Genomic DNA, 15,739 nt, shown 5'->3' with positions numbered 1-15,739 from the left:
CCATCGCCTGCTGGCTCTCAGGAGGGCAATGAGCTCAGGTGGTGCGCTGCCACAGGTCATGTCCAGCAGGGGCGATGAGTGCATCGATGTGGGCAAGCTCCTCAAAGCTGAAGTCGAGATTGCGCACCGCGGCGAGATTCGAGGTGAGCTGTGCCACGCTCGATGCGCCGATGACCACCGAGGTCAGCGCCGGTTGGCGCAGGATCCAGGCCAGGGCCAGCTGGGCCAGTGTCTGGTTGCGGGCGGCTGCCAGCTCGTTAAGGGCCCGCAGCCGCGTCAGTGTGCCATCGTCGAGCCAGGAGCTGGCGAAGGACCCGCCGCGAGACGCCCGGGAACCCTTGGGAACCCCGTGAAGATAGCGAGCCGTGAGCAGGCCCTGGTGCAATGGAGAAAAGGCAATGGCACCCATGCCCTGTTCGACGAGCACGTCGAGCAGACCGGGCTCGGAGCTGTCCGGATCCTTCTCGACCCAGCGGTTGAACATCGAGTAGCGGGGCTGGTGGATGACCAGTGGCGTGCCCAGCTCTCGGCTGATCGAGGCCGCCTTGCGGGTCTGTTCGGCGGTGTAGTTGGAGATTCCGGCGTAGATCGCCTTGCCGCAGCGCACCGCCTGGTCGAGGGCCGACATCGTTTCGTCCAGCGGGGTGTCCGGGTCGAAGCGGTGCGAATAGAAGATATCGACGTGGTCGATCCCCATCCGCTGCAATGAGCGGTCGAGGGAGCTGAGCAGGTACTTGCGCGAGCCGCCCTGGCCGTAGGGGCCCGGCCACATGTCGTAGCCGGCCTTCGTACTGATCACCAGCTCGTCGCGCCATGGTGCCAGATCGGTGCGCAGCAGCGTCCCGAAGTTGATCTCGGCTTGGCCATAGGGCGGCCCGTAGTTGTTGGCGAGATCGAAGTGCGTCACCCCGGCGTCGAAGGCCGCTCGCACGATGGCGCGCTGCACCTCGAAGGGCTGCGAGTCGCCGAAGTTCTGCCACAGGCCCAAGGAGATGACCGGCAGCCTGAGTCCCCAACGACCGATCCGCCGATAGGCCATCGTGCCGTCGTAGCGCGCTGGATGAGGCGTCCACGGCGCGTGGTCGCTGCTGAGCTGGCTCATCGCGCATCACGGCGTTCGTCGATCGGCACGAAGGCACGCTCCGGATTGCCCACGTAGATCTGGCGAGGACGCCCGATCTTGTTCTTGGGATTGGAGCGCATCTCGCGCCATTGGGCGATCCATCCGGGCAGCCTCCCGATGGCGAACAGCACAGTGAACATCTCCTTGGGAAAGCCCATCGCCTCGTAGATGAGGCCGGAGTAGAAATCGACATTCGGATAGAGCTTTCGCTCGGTGAAGTAGTCGTCGGCCAGTGCGGTCTGCTCCAGCTCCTGGGCGATCTCGAGAAGATCGCGGCGACCCTCCTTCAGCTTGAGTACCTCGTCCGCGTGCTTCTTGATGATGCTGGCGCGCGGGTCGTAGTTCTTGTAGATGCGGTGGCCGAAGCCCATGAGCTTGATGCCGGCCTTGCGATCCTTGACCTGCTGGATGTACTCCTTGACGCTGATTCCCGAGGCCTTGATCTGCTCGAGCATTTCCAGCACCGCCTGGTTGGCGCCGCCGTGCAGCGGTCCCGACAGCGCGTTCACGCCGGCCGCCACCGAGGCGTAGATATTGGCCCCCGAACTGCCGACCAGGCGCACCGTCGAGGTGGAGCAGTTCTGCTCGTGGTCGGCGTGCAGGATGAGAAGCACCTCAAGGGCCCGGGTGATCTGCGGCTCGAAATGGTAGGGCTCGGTGGGATAGCCGAAGCTCATCCGCTCGAAGTTCTGGATATAGCTCAACGAGTTGTCGGGGTAGAGGGTCGGTTCTCCGCGCGAGTTCTTGTAGCCGAAGGCAGCCAGCGTGGGCACCTTCGCGATGAGCCGGTCGGTGGCCTTCTCGATGGCTGCGGGCGAGTCGCCCAGCGAATCTCCCGAGAACGTGCTCAGCGCGATGATTCCGGCGGCGAGTACGGGCATCGGATGCGAGCGGCGGGGGAAGGAGTGGAAGAGATTGCGCATTGCCTCGTCGATCATCGTCTTGCGGCGGATCCGGTCCTCGAAATCGGCCAGCTGTGCAGCAGTGGGCAGTTCCCCGTAGATGACAAGGTAGGCGGTCTCGAGGAAGGTGGACTGTTCGGCCAGCTGCTCGATGGGATAGCCGCGGTAGCGCAGGATCCCCTTGTCGCCGTCGATGTAGGTGATGGACGAGGTGCAGGCGGCCGTGTTCGCGAAACCCGGATCGAAGGTCACATTGCCACTCGAACTGAGCAGGGTCGACACGTCGTAGCCGTTTGCCCCGACCGTTGCCTCCACGACTGGCAGCTCCACGTCGACACCGTCATTGGTCAACCGCACTGTGTGCACCATGCAACAACACTAGCTGGCAACCCGCCGTCCCGGCCGCGGCAGGGCCGCCGTTGCCAGGGCCGTCATGAGGCCGGCAGGCGGAGTGTGGCGCTGCAGTGAACGGCGCGGGAACTGTGGACGAACCGTCGCGAAACCACCGCGGAAAATGTGTGTCCCTGTGGGAATAATCCACGGTGAGGTGACGCTGAGAAGTGCGTCATTGAACAATCAACTAGCGAGCCGACAGCGGTGAGCCAGTCAGCAGTCAACACTTCCACAGGAGCCACGATGAACAACGAACTGACCAGCCTCAAGGGTGACTACACCATCGACCCCGCGCACAGCACGCTTGAGTTCGTCACCCGCCATGCCATGATCACCAAGGTCCGTGGCAGCTTCGATGAGTTCTCCGCCACTGCCCACGTCGATGGTTCCCAGCCCTCCGCAAGCCATGTCGAGGTCGAGATCCAGGCGGCCAGCGTCAACACCCGCAGCGCCGATCGCGACGGTCACCTCAAGAGCCCCGACTTCTTCGACGTCGAGAAGTTCCCCACCCTCAAGTTCGTCTCCCGTGAGGTGAAGATCACCGGCGACGACACCGTCGAGATCACCGGCGACTTCACGATCAAGGATGTCACCAAGCCGCTCACCATTCCCTTCGAGTTCACAGGCGCGGCGACCGACCCCTTCGGCAACCAGCGCATCGGTTTCTCGGGCCAGGTCGACGTGAACCGCAAGGACTGGGGCCTCACCTGGAATGCGGCTCTGGAGGCCGGTGGCGTGCTGGTCAGCGACAAGGTGAAGCTCGAGTTCGAGATCTCCGCCATCAAGCAGGCCTGAGTCCAGTGGGGCGCCGGGCAGCTCGGTCCCGCTGTTCGTGAGTGGTCCCGAGCTGCCGCTCCGCTGTGGGCTGGCAGCCCGTCGCGCTCGGATTCGTGGTCCGGGCCGCGAGGCTGCTAGTCTTGAGGCGTTGTTGTTTGAGTTTTTCGTTTACTTGTGTGGTAGGCCCCTGGTTTCCAGGTTGGTAGTCCTTACGGGAAGCGTTTGTTCGAGCTACATCACCGAGCTCCGCATCCGCGGTTGCTCCGTTTCCTGACATAAGGAGTTCATCATGGCTACAGGTACCGTCAAGTGGTTCAACGGCGACAAGGGTTTCGGCTTCATCGCCCCCGAAGACGGGTCGGCTGATGTCTTCGCTCACTACTCGGCAATCAATTCCACTGGTTTCCGTTCGCTGAACGAAGGCGACCGCGTGTCCTTCGAGACCCAGCAGGGCCCGAAGGGTCTGCAGGCCACCAACATCACCGTCCTGCACTGACCCCAGATCTTTGAGGTGAAGGCCCGGCTTCGGCCGGGCCTTCACCATTTGCGGGGCAGCATCGCCGCGGGCATGCCTTTCGCGCAGCGATGACCTTGAGCAGGGGCCAGCCGGGTGGGAAAAGACCTTGTGCCGGCGCGTCCGGGCAGCGGATCGAGACTCTAGACTGCAAGGCACAGGCGTCATTGACGACGGCTGTCTTGGGCGAGAGGGAGCGCATCTCACCCAACGATGCATGACAAGAGAGGTCGGTCATGAACGAAGAGCAGCACGAGCGGATGTCGCGTGGGCAGGGCTTCATTGCCGCGCTCGACCAGTCCGGTGGTTCGACACCGGGGGCGCTGGAGCGCTACGGAATTGAGCAGACGGCCTGGCACACCGACGACGAGATGTTCGACCTGGTGCACCAGATGCGCACCCGGATCATGACGTCTCCCAGGTTCACGAGCCAGCACATTCTCGCGGCGATTCTCTTCGAGCGCACCATGGAGGGGGCTGTCGAGGGAATCCCCACCGCCCAGTTCCTGTGGGAGCGCAAGGGGATCGTCCCGATCCTCAAGGTCGACAAGGGTCTGGCACCGGCCGCACAGGGTGTTCGGGTTATGAAGCCGATACCTGACCTGGATCGCCTCCTCGATCGGGCTGTGTCCAACGGCATCTTCGGCACGAAGATGCGCTCGGTCATCCTGGAACACGACGAGGACGGCATCGGCGCAATCGTCGATCAGCAGTTCGAGATCGGTCACCGGATCCTGGCGAAGGGTCTCGTCCCGATCCTCGAGCCCGAGGCGGATATCACTGCCAAGGATCGAGAGGCGTCCGAGCAGCAGCTCCATGAGGAGATCAAGGCCCATCTCGACTCACTCGGCGACGGACAGCAGGTGATGCTCAAGCTGAGCATCCCGGTGCGCGACGACCTGTATGCCGACCTCATCAAGGATCCGCGGGTGCTGAGGGTGGTGGCGCTGTCCGGCGGGTTCAGCCGCGACGAGGCCTGTGAGCGGCTGGCCCACAACCATGGGCTGATCGCCAGCTTCTCGAGGGCGCTCACCGAGGGGCTGACCGTCGACCAGAGCGAGGAAGAGTTCGATGCGCAGCTGGGCAGCTCCATCGAGCAGATCGCCGCAGCCTCGGCCAGCTGACTGGAGGCGATCGAGGGGCCCGACCACGGGTGCGGCGTCCAGCGCGAGCTTTTTCTGACTCAAGTTGGGCGATTCGCTCGGCTTCGGGGCGTAAGGGCGAAGTTGCGTCACTTTTGGCACGAGTGGGGCTGTGGACAATGACCGAATTGGCGCTGATTCGCACACAGTCCGGCCATGAACCCTCAGCTCCAGCAGATTCTGGCCGAGCATGGCGTGGTGGTTCGGCGCTCGTGGCCCGCGCTGCGGTCGGCCATCACCCGGGCGGCGGCTGCGGGTGAGCTGGAAACGATCATGCCCGGTGTCTATGTCGAGGCCGGAGCGAGCGGCGACTGGCGCCGCAGGGCCCTCGCGGCGTGTGTCCGGCACCCGGATGCGACCGTGACTGGGCGCGCGGCAGCCGCGCTCAGCTTCTGGCCCGGGTGCCAGGTGGGTGACGTGGAGGTCTCGCGGCGCACTCGAACGGTCGAGACACGCGGTTTCAGCTGGCTTCGGCGGGTGGTGCCGAGCGAGTGGGTCGTGGACCGTGGGGGATTGAGATTTGCGCATCCGTCCTGGGCAGCGGTCGAGCTGTGCTCGACGATGGGTGGTGAGCCGCTCGATGAGGCGCTCCGTGCCGGTGTGAAGCTCGACGACCTGTGGGAGGCGCATCGTCACATGGGTGGACGGCGCGGTGCGCCTGTGCGCGAGTTGTTGCTGAGGGACTCCCGCGATGAACCGTGGAGCGAGGGGGAACGGGCCTGTCACCACCTGTTGCGGTCGCATCACATCATCGGATGGCGCACCAATGTCCGAGTGGACGGTTACTACATCGATGTGGCCTGGAAGGAGCTGAAGGTCGGACTCGAGATCGATGGTTACCGGTTCCACAGTGACAGGGCTGCTTTCGAGGCAGACCGGATCCGCGATCAGAGGCTTCAGGCGCGTGGATGGATCATCATGCATGTGACGTGGCGCCAGTGTGTCGAGTCGCCAGAAGAGACAGTGCAGCTCTTGAAGCGGGTTCTGCGGGCACGACGGCTCGGCCGAGCGTGTCAGAAGTGACCGAGGATCGCCTCCAGAGCGCGTGCTGGGGTATGGGCCCGGACTTCGGTCAGAAATGGCACGTTTGGGCGTCGGCAGACCTGCCTGCCCGAGGGCCTCAGACCTGGGCGCTCTGCTGCTGCCAGGACGCCCAGTCGTAGACCCAGCAGCCGATGCCATCGTCGGGCTGGAACGGAGTGGAATTGGTGCCGGGGAAGTTCCCGCTGAACTCGACCGGGTCTCCCACCAAGCTGAAGCCGAACAGCCATGCGGCGTCGTCGGGGCTGAGATTGGTGCAACCGTGGCTGGTCGGGGTGTTTCCCTGCTGGGGGACCGACCAGGGCGCGCCGTGCAGGAACTCACCGCTCCAGGTGACGCGCTGGCAGTTGGCGACATCGAGTTTGTAGCCCTCGGCGGCGGTGGCAGGTACCCCGTAGGTGGACGAATCCATCACCATGGTCGCCAACTTCTCCATGATGACCTTGGTGCCGGTGAAGGTCTCGTGACCGGCCTTACCCGTGCTCACCGCACAGTCGCGCACCTGGGCGCCGCCCTTGAAGACAAGCATGTGCTGAGTGGTCAGATCGACCTTCAGGAGGTGGGCTTCGCCGAAGTTGATCGAGTAGTTGCTGTCGTCGGCCAGGTAGACGCCGTCGCCCACCTTGAGTCCGCCGAACTGGAGGTCGACGGTGGCAGTGCTTCCGGGTTCCCAGTAGTTCTGGGGACGCCACATGAGGATCTTGTTGGCGACCCACCCCCAGGACCCGGCCTGCTCGGGATGGGTGGTGACGGTGGCGTGCCTCTCGATCTCGGCCCGTTGGGCCTTGTCGCTGATCGCGTCACGGAACTGGATGTATACGGGCATGCCGATGCCAAGGTTTGGCGTGGCATAGGTCGGAAGGTAGACGATCGTGTCGGTGGCCTTCGTGGTGAACTGCTGGGACAGCGTCCTCACGGTCTTCGAGTTGTCGAGGACCTCGGCGGTGACGGTGTATGGCTTGGCAGGCCAGAAGTTTCGCTCGCCCTTCCAGGTCTGGCCGGAAAGCGAGCCCTTGTACTCCTTGCCGTTGGCATCGGTCACGGTGATGCTCTGGACGGTGCCATTGGTCACGGCGATCGTCAACGGGTCATCTGGGTAGATCTCTGCTCCATGGGCACCCGACACAGCAAGGACCGGGGCGGCGATCGGCGTAGGAGCGGGCGTGTGCTCGGACCGGGAGACCGGAGTACCGTTCGATCCCTTCGCGTCGCCGCCGGACTCGGAGGCGGGGGCACAGGCGGCCAGTCCCACTGCACCCATGCCCACAGCCAGACCGGAGAGCATGGTGCGGCGGCTCAGGCGGGGAAGCTTGTCGTGGGGAAGAGCCATGAAACAACTCCAAGGGCTGGGAAGAGCAACGCTCGGCTGGGCGTGCCAGGTGACCACTCCAAGAGTCACATTGAGGGAGATTCTAACTCAGCTGGCTCGGGAGGCTATGGAATCTGCTCTCGGCCAAGCCATTGGCTCACCGCCCGCCGGGGGTCGGCAGACAGCGAACTGGTCTGATGTCTGCCCCTGTCCATTGCAGGTTCACGGAACTGTACACGATGACGCGCACAATGAATGGCATGGCAACGCACACGGCATTGAAGGTGACAGTGCACGGTCGCGTGCAGGGGGTGGGATTCCGCTGGGAGTGTTCCATGCGTGCGCGCGAGCTGGGCATCAGTGGCTGGGTCCGCAATCGGGCGGATGGGTGCGTCGAGGCGCACTTCGAGGGCGACAGGCCAGCGCTCGACCAGATGCTGGAGTGGGTGCATGAGGGGCCTGGCTATGCCTCGGTCACTGCAGTGGACGTGGACCTGGTGCCAGCCGAAGGCATGCGCTCATTCTCGGTGGAGTGAGTTCGAGGAGGCTCATAGGGCCTGTTCTACCCAGCGGTACGCGGCGGGAACCGAGCGGGCCCGCCCAGCGGTGAGCGCAGCGATCCGAGCAATCGAGGCGTCGACGCTTCCTGGTCCGCAAGCGATGTCGAGCACGCACTCGGCACCATGCCACTGGGTCGAGAGCACGTCGAGGCCACCGGCCCGCAGCGCGGACTCGTCTCGGCCTGCCGTCGTGGTCGGAAGGTGGGCTTCGATGACGGCGCGTCGGATGTGTTCGACGAGCGGGGCGCGGTGGAGGGCCTCGGACACTGTTCTGCCGTAGGCCCGGGCCAGCCCACCGGCGCCGAGTTTGATGCCCCCGAAATAACGGACCACCACCGCCAGCACATCGCTGAGCTCGGCGCGGCCGGTCGGGCAGATGTGATTGTTCAGCGCGTGGAGGATCGGGACGCCTGAGGTGCCCGCTGGCTCACCATCGTCGCTGGTGCGCTGCTCGCCCCGGCTCGGCCCGAGGACGAACGCGCTGGGAAGGTGCCGGGCATCGTGGAACTCGTGGCGAAGCGTTGTGATCTGTTCGCGCGCCTCGTTCTCGTCGCTGACCCGGCTCAGGCAGGCGATGAATCGGGAGCGGCTGATCTCGACCTCGTGACGCAGTGGCGAAGCCACAGTGACGTAGTGATCGACGCTCATCCTTCAATCGTGTCACGTGGTTGGTATTTGCTAGGCTTCTGTCGGCGGACGGATCGTTCTTTCCCCGCATCATGAGACGAATCTGGTCCCAACCAGTCTGCAATCAGATACTGTGTCGGTGTAGATAAGGCTTCTCGTGTTGACCGCACCACGTAGAGAAGGAAAAATGGGTATCAGGCGACGTCGCCGCACACTTAGTGTCTTGTTCATCACTCTCCTGACCGCTTTGGGGGTCATTGGTTCAGCGGCTCCCGCAAGCGCTGCTCCATCAGGTTTCTATAAGGTCTCCTATTCAGGTGACATATACTATTACTCTGATGCATTCTCGGATAGTTTCAAGCTGACCTATGCGGATTGGCTTGATTACGGTCGCCCGAATCCAACCTGGATTGGATCGGACTTCGTCCGCTATCCTTGGTCTGATCAAATCTATGCGGTGACCTATTTCGATACCACTCGACCAGAGTCTTGGGCGTGGCAGCTCTTGGACTTCAAACAATGGAGGCAGGCAGGCTCGCCAACGCCTCACAATGCCGGGTGGATCGATGGCTCAATATACTTCAGGTGGGCCACGAACGACGAACTCTTCGTATCACTCAATGGCCAAGTACATAAGCTGAGCTTTGAAGAATGGGCTGCATCCGGGTATCAGCAGCCTGAAGTTGAGGCGGATCAAGGGTATATGAAACTCAGTTGGGACAGTGGAATTGCGAAAATGTACCAGATCGGGGCAGGAGTAGGCAGTAGAATTAGCTATGACGATTGGAGAAATGCGGGCTTCCCAACGCCCCAGGTCAGAAGTAGCTTGCCAGGTGATAGAGTCTGCTACTCCTCAGGTTCGGGCCTCTACTATGAAGGCCAGAGTTTCTGGGGCGTACTCAGCTTCAGTCAGTGGGCGGCTACCGGATTCATGCGTCCTCAGTACTGTTGGTAGTAGGTATTGGCCACTGAGCGCGGGGTCTGATCAGGTGAACCAGACCCCGCCCCCTGCCGTGTGCCTGCGTACACGTCCCCTCTGGAGTATGTGAGACTTGGCCACATGCGTGGCATCATCCTTGCGGGCGGCTCCGGCACCCGACTGAACCCCATCACCCTCGGTATCTCCAAGCAGCTGGTACCGGTCTACGACAAGCCAATGATCTATTATCCGCTCAGCACCCTCATGCTGGCCGGGATCCGCGACGTGCTGGTCATCACCACACCGCATGACGCGGCAGGTTTCCACAGACTGCTTGGGGACGGCTCTCAGTTGGGGGTCAACCTCTCGTACGCCGTCCAGGAGAAGCCCAACGGCTTGGCGCAGGCCTTCGTACTTGGGGCAGACTTCATCGGCGAGCAGCCTGCTGCCTTGGTGCTGGGCGACAACATCTTCTACGGACCTGGTATGGGTACTCGGCTGAGGTTGCACGTTGATCCTGATGGCGGCGTAGTTTTCGCCTACCATGTGGCGGATCCCACCGCCTATGGGGTTGTGGAATTTGATGAGAATTCTAGAGCCCTGTCGATCGAAGAGAAGCCGGTCCACCCGAAATCGCACTATGCGGTGCCGGGCTTGTATTTCTACAATAATGATGTCGTAGAAATCGCTAAGCAGCTGAAGCCCTCGGCGCGTGGTGAATACGAGATTACCGACGTGAACCGTACCTATCTGGAGGCGGGGAAGCTGAAGGTCGAAGTGCTGCCTCGCGGCACCGCTTGGCTTGACACCGGAACCTTCGACTCGCTTGCCGATGCCACGAGCTTTGTGAGAACAGTGCAGGCCCGCCAGGGTCTTGATATTGGTTGTCCCGAGGAAGTCGCATGGCGCATGGGATTCATCTCTGATAATGAACTGGCTGAGCGGGCCGAGCCACTTCGCAAGTCGGGTTATGGCGAGTATCTGTTGCGCTTGTTAGCCTCCGAGGGTCGATGACGGCAGGCAGGCAGAACGTACCAAGCCCGGTGAGTGGCAGTCTGTCGAGAGGTAGTGCTTCTGGTGTCGCCATTGCTGCGGGTGTGGCAGCGCTGAGCAATTTCGTCATCATGTTTCTTGGCACCCGGACGCTGCCAGCAGCCGCCGGGACTGAATTCCTGGCGTTCTGGTCGCTACTTACCGGAATGTTCGGTGTTGTCTCGGGCGTCCAGAACGAAACAACACGTGCTGTCGGTGCGGTGGATGGCGGTAGCGCCCCCGGTGTCCGCGCTATCGCGCCGGCGATGGTCGTCGGCGCGATCGTGGCCGTTCTTGTGTTGCTTCTTTCCCCCGTCATCGGGCATCGGATTGTTCCACTCTCAGCGGGGTTGGCACTTCCTGGGTTGGTTGTGACGACACTCGCTTATGCGGCCTATGTAGTGCTGGTGGGTTCCCTTGGAGGGCACGGATGGTGGTCTCATTATGCGTCGCTGTTGTGCAGCGAAGTCGTGCTCCGAATGATGCTCGTGGGAGCCGTTCTGGCTACCGGAGCACGTCTTGGTGGCTATGTGTTGGCGTGCTGCAGCGCTACGGCGATCCTGTTCATCTTCCTGGCATTCTCCGCTCGCTCCCGACGAGCGATTGGCAGCAGGGCCGATGCCCCGATGGGCATGATGGTTCGCAAGAACCTGTTGGCGGTGCTCTCGACATCGTGCACCGCTGTTCTCGTCACTGCCTATGGCGCCATATTGAAGGGCGTCGGGCATGGCGCGGACCCCCTGTTGCTTGGGGGATTGATCCTGGCCGTTTCGCTAACCCGAGCACCAATTCTCATTCCCCTCACCGCCTTCACGGGCGTCGCGATCAAAGTATTCCTGGGGCATCGTGATGCGCCACTTCAGGCGATTGCCAAGCCGGTGGGCGCCCTCCTTGGGTTGGGTGTGATCGGCGGCGCAGCTGCATGGTTCGTCGGTCCGTGGTTCGTGCCATTCTTCAACTCCGGATACCACATCCAAAGCTGGGTGTTCGGTTTCCTCACGTTCTCGTCCGCCTTCATTGCCATCCTGACGCTGCTCGGAACCCTTGTCCTGGCCCTCGATGCGCACTGGGTCTATGCGCTGGGCTGGCTCGTTGCCTCCGTGATCGCGATCGCTATCCTGCTCACCGGCATCGAATTGTCGTTGCGTGTGGTTCTCTCTCTCTTGGTGGGCCCACTGGTGGGAAGCCTTGTCATGCTCGGCTGGCTTGTTGTCGGCTCGCGGAGCAACCGCCACGTGGTCAGGAACTGACGACTCGTTGGGCGGAGCCGATCTGTCTGCTGAGGCGTCGCCCGACCGTGGGCGCAATACCGCAGTCGAGAGCCAGGACCGATGCCAATAGGAAGGAGGCGTGGAAGATGCCAACCTTGTTGCGTCTGTCGCGCGGCAGATTATGTGGCGGGGGTTGTTCGTTGCTGAGACAGCGTCCCTGTCGGAAGGTCTGAATTAGGAGTCGTCCCCTGACGATCCCGGTAGAGGGGAAGGTCCCCATTGTGTTGTCCGTGCTGCAGGGTGAGATCTCGATCGCGGAAGCAGCCTGTCGCGAGAAGGTGTCCGGGCAGGCGATCGGGAGCTGAAACACTGGTTCCTCGAGACTGGGAGGCGGGCGTCGAAGCCGGTAGGTCGAAGCTCTCGTCCCGGGAGCGGCAGTTTGAGGACGAGGTCGCCGAGCGGACCAAGGCGCTGGGTGAGGCTGCGGTGGAGATGTGGGTGTGGAGGATGAGCGCGAGGGGGAGTTTGGGGGCTTCGAGGGCCTCGAGCTGATCCGCATGGAGGCGGGCATGTCGACCGCGCGGTTCTGTCGCCTGATTGACGTGCCCGAACGGACCTGGTGGTGTTGGCAGGCCAAGGCGAAGCAGGATCACCGCCGAAGGGCTCGTGGTGGCGGGTCCGGGTTGCGGGCCGTGATGTCGTGGTCCGGCGCGCGGCCGGGCATCGGGCGTGGGGTCATCGGAAGGTCTGGGCGATGCCCGCCACGACGGGAACCGGTTCTTACAGGCGGCCGTGCTGCTGCTGTTGCGCGATGAGGGCCTGATTCTGGAGGCAAACTGTCAGCGGGAACGTCGCCGCCTGGCCGAGCGCCGCGAGGCGTCGGTGGTGAGGGAGCCGACGGGCCCGAACCAGGTGTGGTGGCTTGGACTTCTCCGAGTTTGAGACCAGGACCGGTGGGACGTGGCGGATCGCGTCGTGTCGGGACTATAGGCCACGCGCGAGGAGATCGACGATGGATTCCCGCTCGTTGACCAGATCGGCGCCCAACGGCGCGACGACAACCACGCCCGCCCGCACGAGGCGATCGCCTGGAACTGGCTCGCCGAGGACTACGCCGGCACCGGCGACCCCACCATCCCCGGCTTCGAAATCGAAAAGACCGGCCAACCACTTGACGCAGGACACACATCTCAGTAACGTGGGCGGGCAATACAGAGCGAGATGTCGCGTGTCAGCAGATTTCTTATGATCCGGCACCTGCGCTCAGTCATGGGACACCACTTTGTTCCGCCTTCCGACACCTCGGAAGCCCAGCCCCAGGTAGACGGCGCGGCGGCAATAGGCCACCGCTCGGGCACGCAGATTGCCGATACGGACATCTGAGGGGGTGACCGCATCAGGGTACTCCCGCAGCATGTCGGCATGGAATTGCGCGACTTGATCCGATTGCGAGTTGGCCAACCGGACTGACCACTGGGTGGAACTGATACGGAAGGCGGCGAGAGCTTCTCCGCTGCCGAAGAATCCGCCCCTGCCTGCCTCGGCATCGACAAGCAATACTCGGCAGCACGTTCGTTCATCAATGACATAGGGATTTGTGTTGTCCCAGCCGCCGATCATGGCAAGGGCATCCCTGCGCATCATGACACAGCCGGGCTCTCCGAATATGTTCGTACCGCCGCGGATCGTGGCACGGACGGCCTCGGTTCCCGGATGGTGACCCCACAGGCGGGAAGGAACGCCACGAGAGGCAATGATGGTTTTGCCGTCCTCGTCGATGAGCCGGCGTCGCGCCGAGCACAGCGTGAGCTCTGGAGATTCGTCGAAAGCCTGGACCTGGCGTGAGAGCAGGCTGGAGTCGATCAGATCATCCCCGCAAACGAGCTTGAGCAGTTCGCCACGTGCTTCATCGGTGACCCTCTGCCAGTTGTGCTGTGCGCCGCCGCCCGCTGGGGTCGGAGACAATATGCGCAAACGGGGATCATGGCTGAATTCTTTGATGACCGCAGCCGTCCCATCGGCAGAGGAGTGATCGGCGATTACTACCTCGTAGTCGTCGTAGTCCTGTGAGAGGACCGATTGGAGGGTCGCGCGAATATACTTGGCATTGTTGTACGCGGGAATGACGACTGAAACTCGTGGGGTCACGAAACATTTCCTTTCACGTTATTCACCTGCTGTCCTACGTCGGAGTAGGTCGCGGTAGGTGCGACCCAGCCCGTCAACCATGCCCACAGCAGTTCGGTGACCGAGTTGTGACCAGACCACTGAGCGCATGGTCAGGTCGCGAGTCTGGACTTTGGCCAGACGCGATGCACTCTGGACGATCAACGGTTTGCGACCTACCACAAGGCGAGTCAGGCCGAGCAGCGCGCTGATCGTCGTGCCCGTACCCGAACACAGGATCTTCATTCGGTAGCTGCCCGGGCTTTCGGCGTCGAGGTACTCGAGGCAGCTGATCGCCAGATCTGCGGCATCGGTGACGAACAAGTAGTCCCTGATTGTGTCCAAAGACACGTAGATCTGGATGGGGCGGCGACTGAGCGAGCCCATCAGGAGGGCGGAGACAAGGCCCTGGGCCTTGGTGAGATCCTGTCCTGGGCCGTAGAGATTTGAGATCCTTCCAGCCACGACCCGCGCACCAGTGCTCTTGCTGAAGCGGTTCAGAGCCTCTTCCATCGCCAGCTTCGCATCGCCATAGGGTGCCAATGGCCTGACAGGGCTCGTTTCGTCGTAGGGCGGTGCGCCTACGCCGGCGTAGACGGCCCCGGCAGACGAGGCGTAGAACATTCGAAGGCCCATGAGGACTTGGCTCGGCAACGTGCTCAGACGCCCCAAGAATGCTTGGAAGTTCGTGACTTCTTGGTCGAACACGGATTGTGGCGAGCTGGGCACGCCCGCGCCCGCGCACCAGATAACTGCCAGGTTCTCGTTGTCTGGAGCGTCGCGATGTGCCGCTAGCAGTTGTGCGATACCCGCTGAGAAATCACTGGGGATTCTCTCGGGCTGTGCCCAGTGAATAGGCTGGTGAATGAGACTAGCTCCGTCACGGGTGAGCCGATCAACAACTGCTGAACCGAGGAGACCGCCACCACCTATGACCCAAGTCGGACCCATTCAGGACTTCTTCAATTGACTGGTCATGTCATCGAGGCCTAATGGGCCATCTCCCGGATCCGAGGTGATGAGGTACAAGGGCTTTCCCATGGCTGTATTGACGCATACGCCGATGTACTCGGCGACGATACCCATGGACGCCAGAATGACGCCAGTGCCGATGAGGGAGACACACATCAAGGAGGTCCAGCCCTGCACCGGGGCAGGGCTGATCAATGCAGTGATGATGAGTGAGATGGTCAGGAGAATGCCGACTGCACCGAACAGGAGGCCGGTCAGCGTCACCAGCCGTAAACCTCGAGTGCCGCTCGTCACCACCATGCGCAGGAAGTGCGAGATGAGGGTCTTGAGCCGGTAACCTGAAGGGCGCGATTCTTGACGAAGCGTGACCGGGCACGTAACCGTCTTCTTCGTGATCCAGCCGAGCGCGACGTCGAGGTATACGCCAGGTCCTGCATATGCCGCCAATGCCCGTCCGGTCTCACCGAGCACGAGCCGGAAACTGTTGAAGTCAGTCGCTCGCGCTGTTCCCATCACGCGCGACAAGAAGCGCTTGGCTGCACCGGAAGCCCAATTGCGGAAGGCGCCGTGAGGTGGTGGGTTCAGGGGCTTTGCGTAGACTAGCGTTGCCTTTTCGCGCAGGGCTGTATCGAGGAGCTTGGCGATATCGCTCGGGTCGTGCTGACCGTCTTCGTCCATCGTCACTATCCAGTCGCTGGAGGTGGACGCCATGCCAGCGATGGTTGCGGGGTGCTGGCCGTAATTCCGTGAAAGCCAGACCGGATGGATGAACTCCCATTGGTCCGCCAGCTGGCGGATCGTGTCATCGGAGTGATCAGGGCCGTTGTCCCACACCGGGTAGACCAAGTCCACCTTGTAGTGGTGACCGTCGGGTGTGACAGACCTCTCTGTGAACGGGGCTATTTCGGAGATGAGCCCCGGGAGCGTGTCTTCACCCTTGTACACAGGGATGACAACCGACACGCTATGGACAATCTGTGGGTCGTCATGTGTCTGGGAGTCAGGCATCTGTGGCGTCCCCCTTCGTTTGGTGGTTGGCCTGGTTGGGGCC

General features: G+C 62.4%; 16 protein-coding genes. 8 read left to right on the top strand and 8 right to left on the bottom strand.

Annotated elements, in window-relative coordinates; all coding sequences use genetic code 11:
* Nucleotides 1–34: 34 nt before the first annotated feature.
* Both mgrA and BMX93_RS05520 read right to left on the bottom strand, forming a co-directional pair.
* The gene (gene mgrA / locus BMX93_RS05525) at nt 35–1,102 is read right to left on the bottom strand and encodes an L-glyceraldehyde 3-phosphate reductase (protein WP_091968844.1); all 1,068 of its coding nucleotides are present in this window, start codon (nt 1,100–1,102) and stop codon (nt 35–37) included.
* Nucleotides 1,099–2,394 (bottom strand): citrate synthase, encoded by a 1,296-nt coding sequence (locus tag BMX93_RS05520; RefSeq protein ID WP_091968842.1) that lies wholly within the window; start codon nt 2,392–2,394, stop codon nt 1,099–1,101. The genes mgrA and BMX93_RS05520 overlap by 4 nt, the downstream gene beginning before the upstream one ends.
* A 267-nt stretch (nt 2,395–2,661) precedes the next feature.
* Here BMX93_RS05520 and BMX93_RS05515 point away from each other — a divergent pair, with 267 nt between their 5' ends.
* From BMX93_RS05515 to BMX93_RS05500, 4 genes are all read left to right on the top strand, one after another.
* Nucleotides 2,662–3,213, top strand: coding sequence for a YceI family protein (locus tag BMX93_RS05515; RefSeq protein WP_091968840.1), 552 nt, complete (start codon nt 2,662–2,664; stop codon nt 3,211–3,213).
* Nucleotides 3,214–3,484: 271 nt separating this feature from the next.
* Nucleotides 3,485–3,691 carry a cold-shock protein gene (locus BMX93_RS05510; protein ID WP_091968838.1) on the top strand — a complete coding sequence of 69 codons (207 nt, stop codon included), beginning with the start codon at nt 3,485–3,487 and terminating at the stop codon, nt 3,689–3,691.
* A gap of 254 nt (nt 3,692–3,945) precedes the next feature.
* The gene (locus BMX93_RS05505) at nt 3,946–4,833 is read left to right on the top strand and encodes a fructose bisphosphate aldolase (RefSeq protein ID WP_091968835.1); all 888 of its coding nucleotides are present in this window, start codon (nt 3,946–3,948) and stop codon (nt 4,831–4,833) included.
* 174 nt (nt 4,834–5,007) lie between these two features.
* Nucleotides 5,008–5,874 (top strand): endonuclease domain-containing protein, encoded by an 867-nt coding sequence (locus BMX93_RS05500; protein ID WP_091968823.1) that lies wholly within the window; start codon nt 5,008–5,010, stop codon nt 5,872–5,874.
* Between the two features lie 97 nt (nt 5,875–5,971).
* Here BMX93_RS05500 and BMX93_RS05495 read toward each other — a convergent pair whose 3' ends face one another.
* On the bottom strand, nt 5,972–7,222 hold the full coding sequence (locus tag BMX93_RS05495) for a L,D-transpeptidase (protein WP_091968822.1): 1,251 nt from the start codon (nt 7,220–7,222) through the stop codon (nt 5,972–5,974).
* Between the two features lie 239 nt (nt 7,223–7,461).
* On the opposite strand from BMX93_RS05495, the gene BMX93_RS05490 reads away from it, so the two are divergent.
* Nucleotides 7,462–7,737, top strand: coding sequence for an acylphosphatase (locus BMX93_RS05490; RefSeq protein WP_091968887.1), 276 nt, complete (start codon nt 7,462–7,464; stop codon nt 7,735–7,737).
* 12 nt (nt 7,738–7,749) lie between these two features.
* Here BMX93_RS05490 and BMX93_RS05485 read toward each other — a convergent pair whose 3' ends face one another.
* Nucleotides 7,750–8,409 (bottom strand): IMPACT family protein, encoded by a 660-nt coding sequence (locus BMX93_RS05485; protein WP_091968820.1) that lies wholly within the window; start codon nt 8,407–8,409, stop codon nt 7,750–7,752.
* 202 nt (nt 8,410–8,611) lie between these two features.
* Here BMX93_RS05485 and BMX93_RS12695 point away from each other — a divergent pair, with 202 nt between their 5' ends.
* The 3 genes from BMX93_RS12695 to BMX93_RS12690 all read left to right on the top strand — a co-directional run bounded on the left by BMX93_RS12695 (nt 8,612) and on the right by BMX93_RS12690 (nt 11,589).
* On the top strand, nt 8,612–9,343 hold the full coding sequence (locus BMX93_RS12695; RefSeq protein WP_143052821.1) for a hypothetical protein: 732 nt from the start codon (nt 8,612–8,614) through the stop codon (nt 9,341–9,343).
* Between the two features lie 105 nt (nt 9,344–9,448).
* The gene (rfbA, locus tag BMX93_RS05480) at nt 9,449–10,321 is read left to right on the top strand and encodes a glucose-1-phosphate thymidylyltransferase RfbA (protein ID WP_091968818.1); all 873 of its coding nucleotides are present in this window, start codon (nt 9,449–9,451) and stop codon (nt 10,319–10,321) included.
* Nucleotides 10,318–11,589 (top strand): hypothetical protein, encoded by a 1,272-nt coding sequence (locus tag BMX93_RS12690; protein ID WP_143052820.1) that lies wholly within the window; start codon nt 10,318–10,320, stop codon nt 11,587–11,589. The genes rfbA and BMX93_RS12690 overlap by 4 nt, the downstream gene beginning before the upstream one ends.
* A gap of 945 nt (nt 11,590–12,534) precedes the next feature.
* Here BMX93_RS12690 and BMX93_RS05460 read toward each other — a convergent pair.
* The 4 genes from BMX93_RS05460 to BMX93_RS05445 all read right to left on the bottom strand — a co-directional run bounded on the left by BMX93_RS05460 (nt 12,535) and on the right by BMX93_RS05445 (nt 15,696).
* On the bottom strand, nt 12,535–12,735 hold the full coding sequence (locus tag BMX93_RS05460) for a hypothetical protein (protein WP_091968814.1): 201 nt from the start codon (nt 12,733–12,735) through the stop codon (nt 12,535–12,537).
* A gap of 78 nt (nt 12,736–12,813) precedes the next feature.
* Nucleotides 12,814–13,698, bottom strand: coding sequence for a glycosyltransferase family 2 protein (locus tag BMX93_RS05455; RefSeq protein WP_091968812.1), 885 nt, complete (start codon nt 13,696–13,698; stop codon nt 12,814–12,816).
* 18 nt (nt 13,699–13,716) lie between these two features.
* Entirely contained in the window at nt 13,717–14,667 is a 951-nt protein-coding gene (locus tag BMX93_RS05450) for an NAD-dependent epimerase/dehydratase family protein (RefSeq protein WP_091968811.1), read from the bottom strand.
* The gene (locus tag BMX93_RS05445; protein ID WP_177170080.1) at nt 14,668–15,696 is read right to left on the bottom strand and encodes a glycosyltransferase; all 1,029 of its coding nucleotides are present in this window, start codon (nt 15,694–15,696) and stop codon (nt 14,668–14,670) included.
* Nucleotides 15,697–15,739 lie beyond the last annotated feature (43 nt).

The organism is Propionibacterium cyclohexanicum (assembly GCF_900111365.1).
Classification (GTDB): Bacteria; Actinomycetota; Actinomycetes; order Propionibacteriales; family Propionibacteriaceae; genus Propionibacterium; species Propionibacterium cyclohexanicum.
This window is presented reverse-complemented; position numbering and strand designations above follow the sequence as displayed.

Bases quoted from the DNA above. Each gene is read 5' to 3' on its own strand.
- BMX93_RS05520 (WP_091968842.1), bottom strand. From the start codon at position 2,394: ATGGTGCACACAGTGCGGTTGACCAATGACGGTGTCGACGTGGAGCTG.
- BMX93_RS05495 (WP_091968822.1), bottom strand. From the start codon at position 7,222: ATGGCTCTTCCCCACGACAAGCTTCCCCGCCTGAGCCGCCGCACCATG.
- rfbA (WP_091968818.1), top strand. From the start codon at position 9,449: ATGCGTGGCATCATCCTTGCGGGCGGCTCCGGCACCCGACTGAACCCC.
- BMX93_RS05515 (WP_091968840.1), top strand. From the start codon at position 2,662: ATGAACAACGAACTGACCAGCCTCAAGGGTGACTACACCATCGACCCC.
- BMX93_RS05500 (WP_091968823.1), top strand. From the start codon at position 5,008: ATGAACCCTCAGCTCCAGCAGATTCTGGCCGAGCATGGCGTGGTGGTT.
- BMX93_RS05485 (WP_091968820.1), bottom strand. From the start codon at position 8,409: ATGAGCGTCGATCACTACGTCACTGTGGCTTCGCCACTGCGTCACGAG.
- mgrA (WP_091968844.1), bottom strand. From the start codon at position 1,102: ATGAGCCAGCTCAGCAGCGACCACGCGCCGTGGACGCCTCATCCAGCG.
- BMX93_RS12690 (WP_143052820.1), top strand. From the start codon at position 10,318: ATGACGGCAGGCAGGCAGAACGTACCAAGCCCGGTGAGTGGCAGTCTG.
- BMX93_RS05490 (WP_091968887.1), top strand. From the start codon at position 7,462: ATGGCAACGCACACGGCATTGAAGGTGACAGTGCACGGTCGCGTGCAG.
- BMX93_RS05450 (WP_091968811.1), bottom strand. From the start codon at position 14,667: ATGGGTCCGACTTGGGTCATAGGTGGTGGCGGTCTCCTCGGTTCAGCA.
- BMX93_RS05445 (WP_177170080.1), bottom strand. From the start codon at position 15,696: ATGCCTGACTCCCAGACACATGACGACCCACAGATTGTCCATAGCGTG.
- BMX93_RS05510 (WP_091968838.1), top strand. From the start codon at position 3,485: ATGGCTACAGGTACCGTCAAGTGGTTCAACGGCGACAAGGGTTTCGGC.
- BMX93_RS05505 (WP_091968835.1), top strand. From the start codon at position 3,946: ATGAACGAAGAGCAGCACGAGCGGATGTCGCGTGGGCAGGGCTTCATT.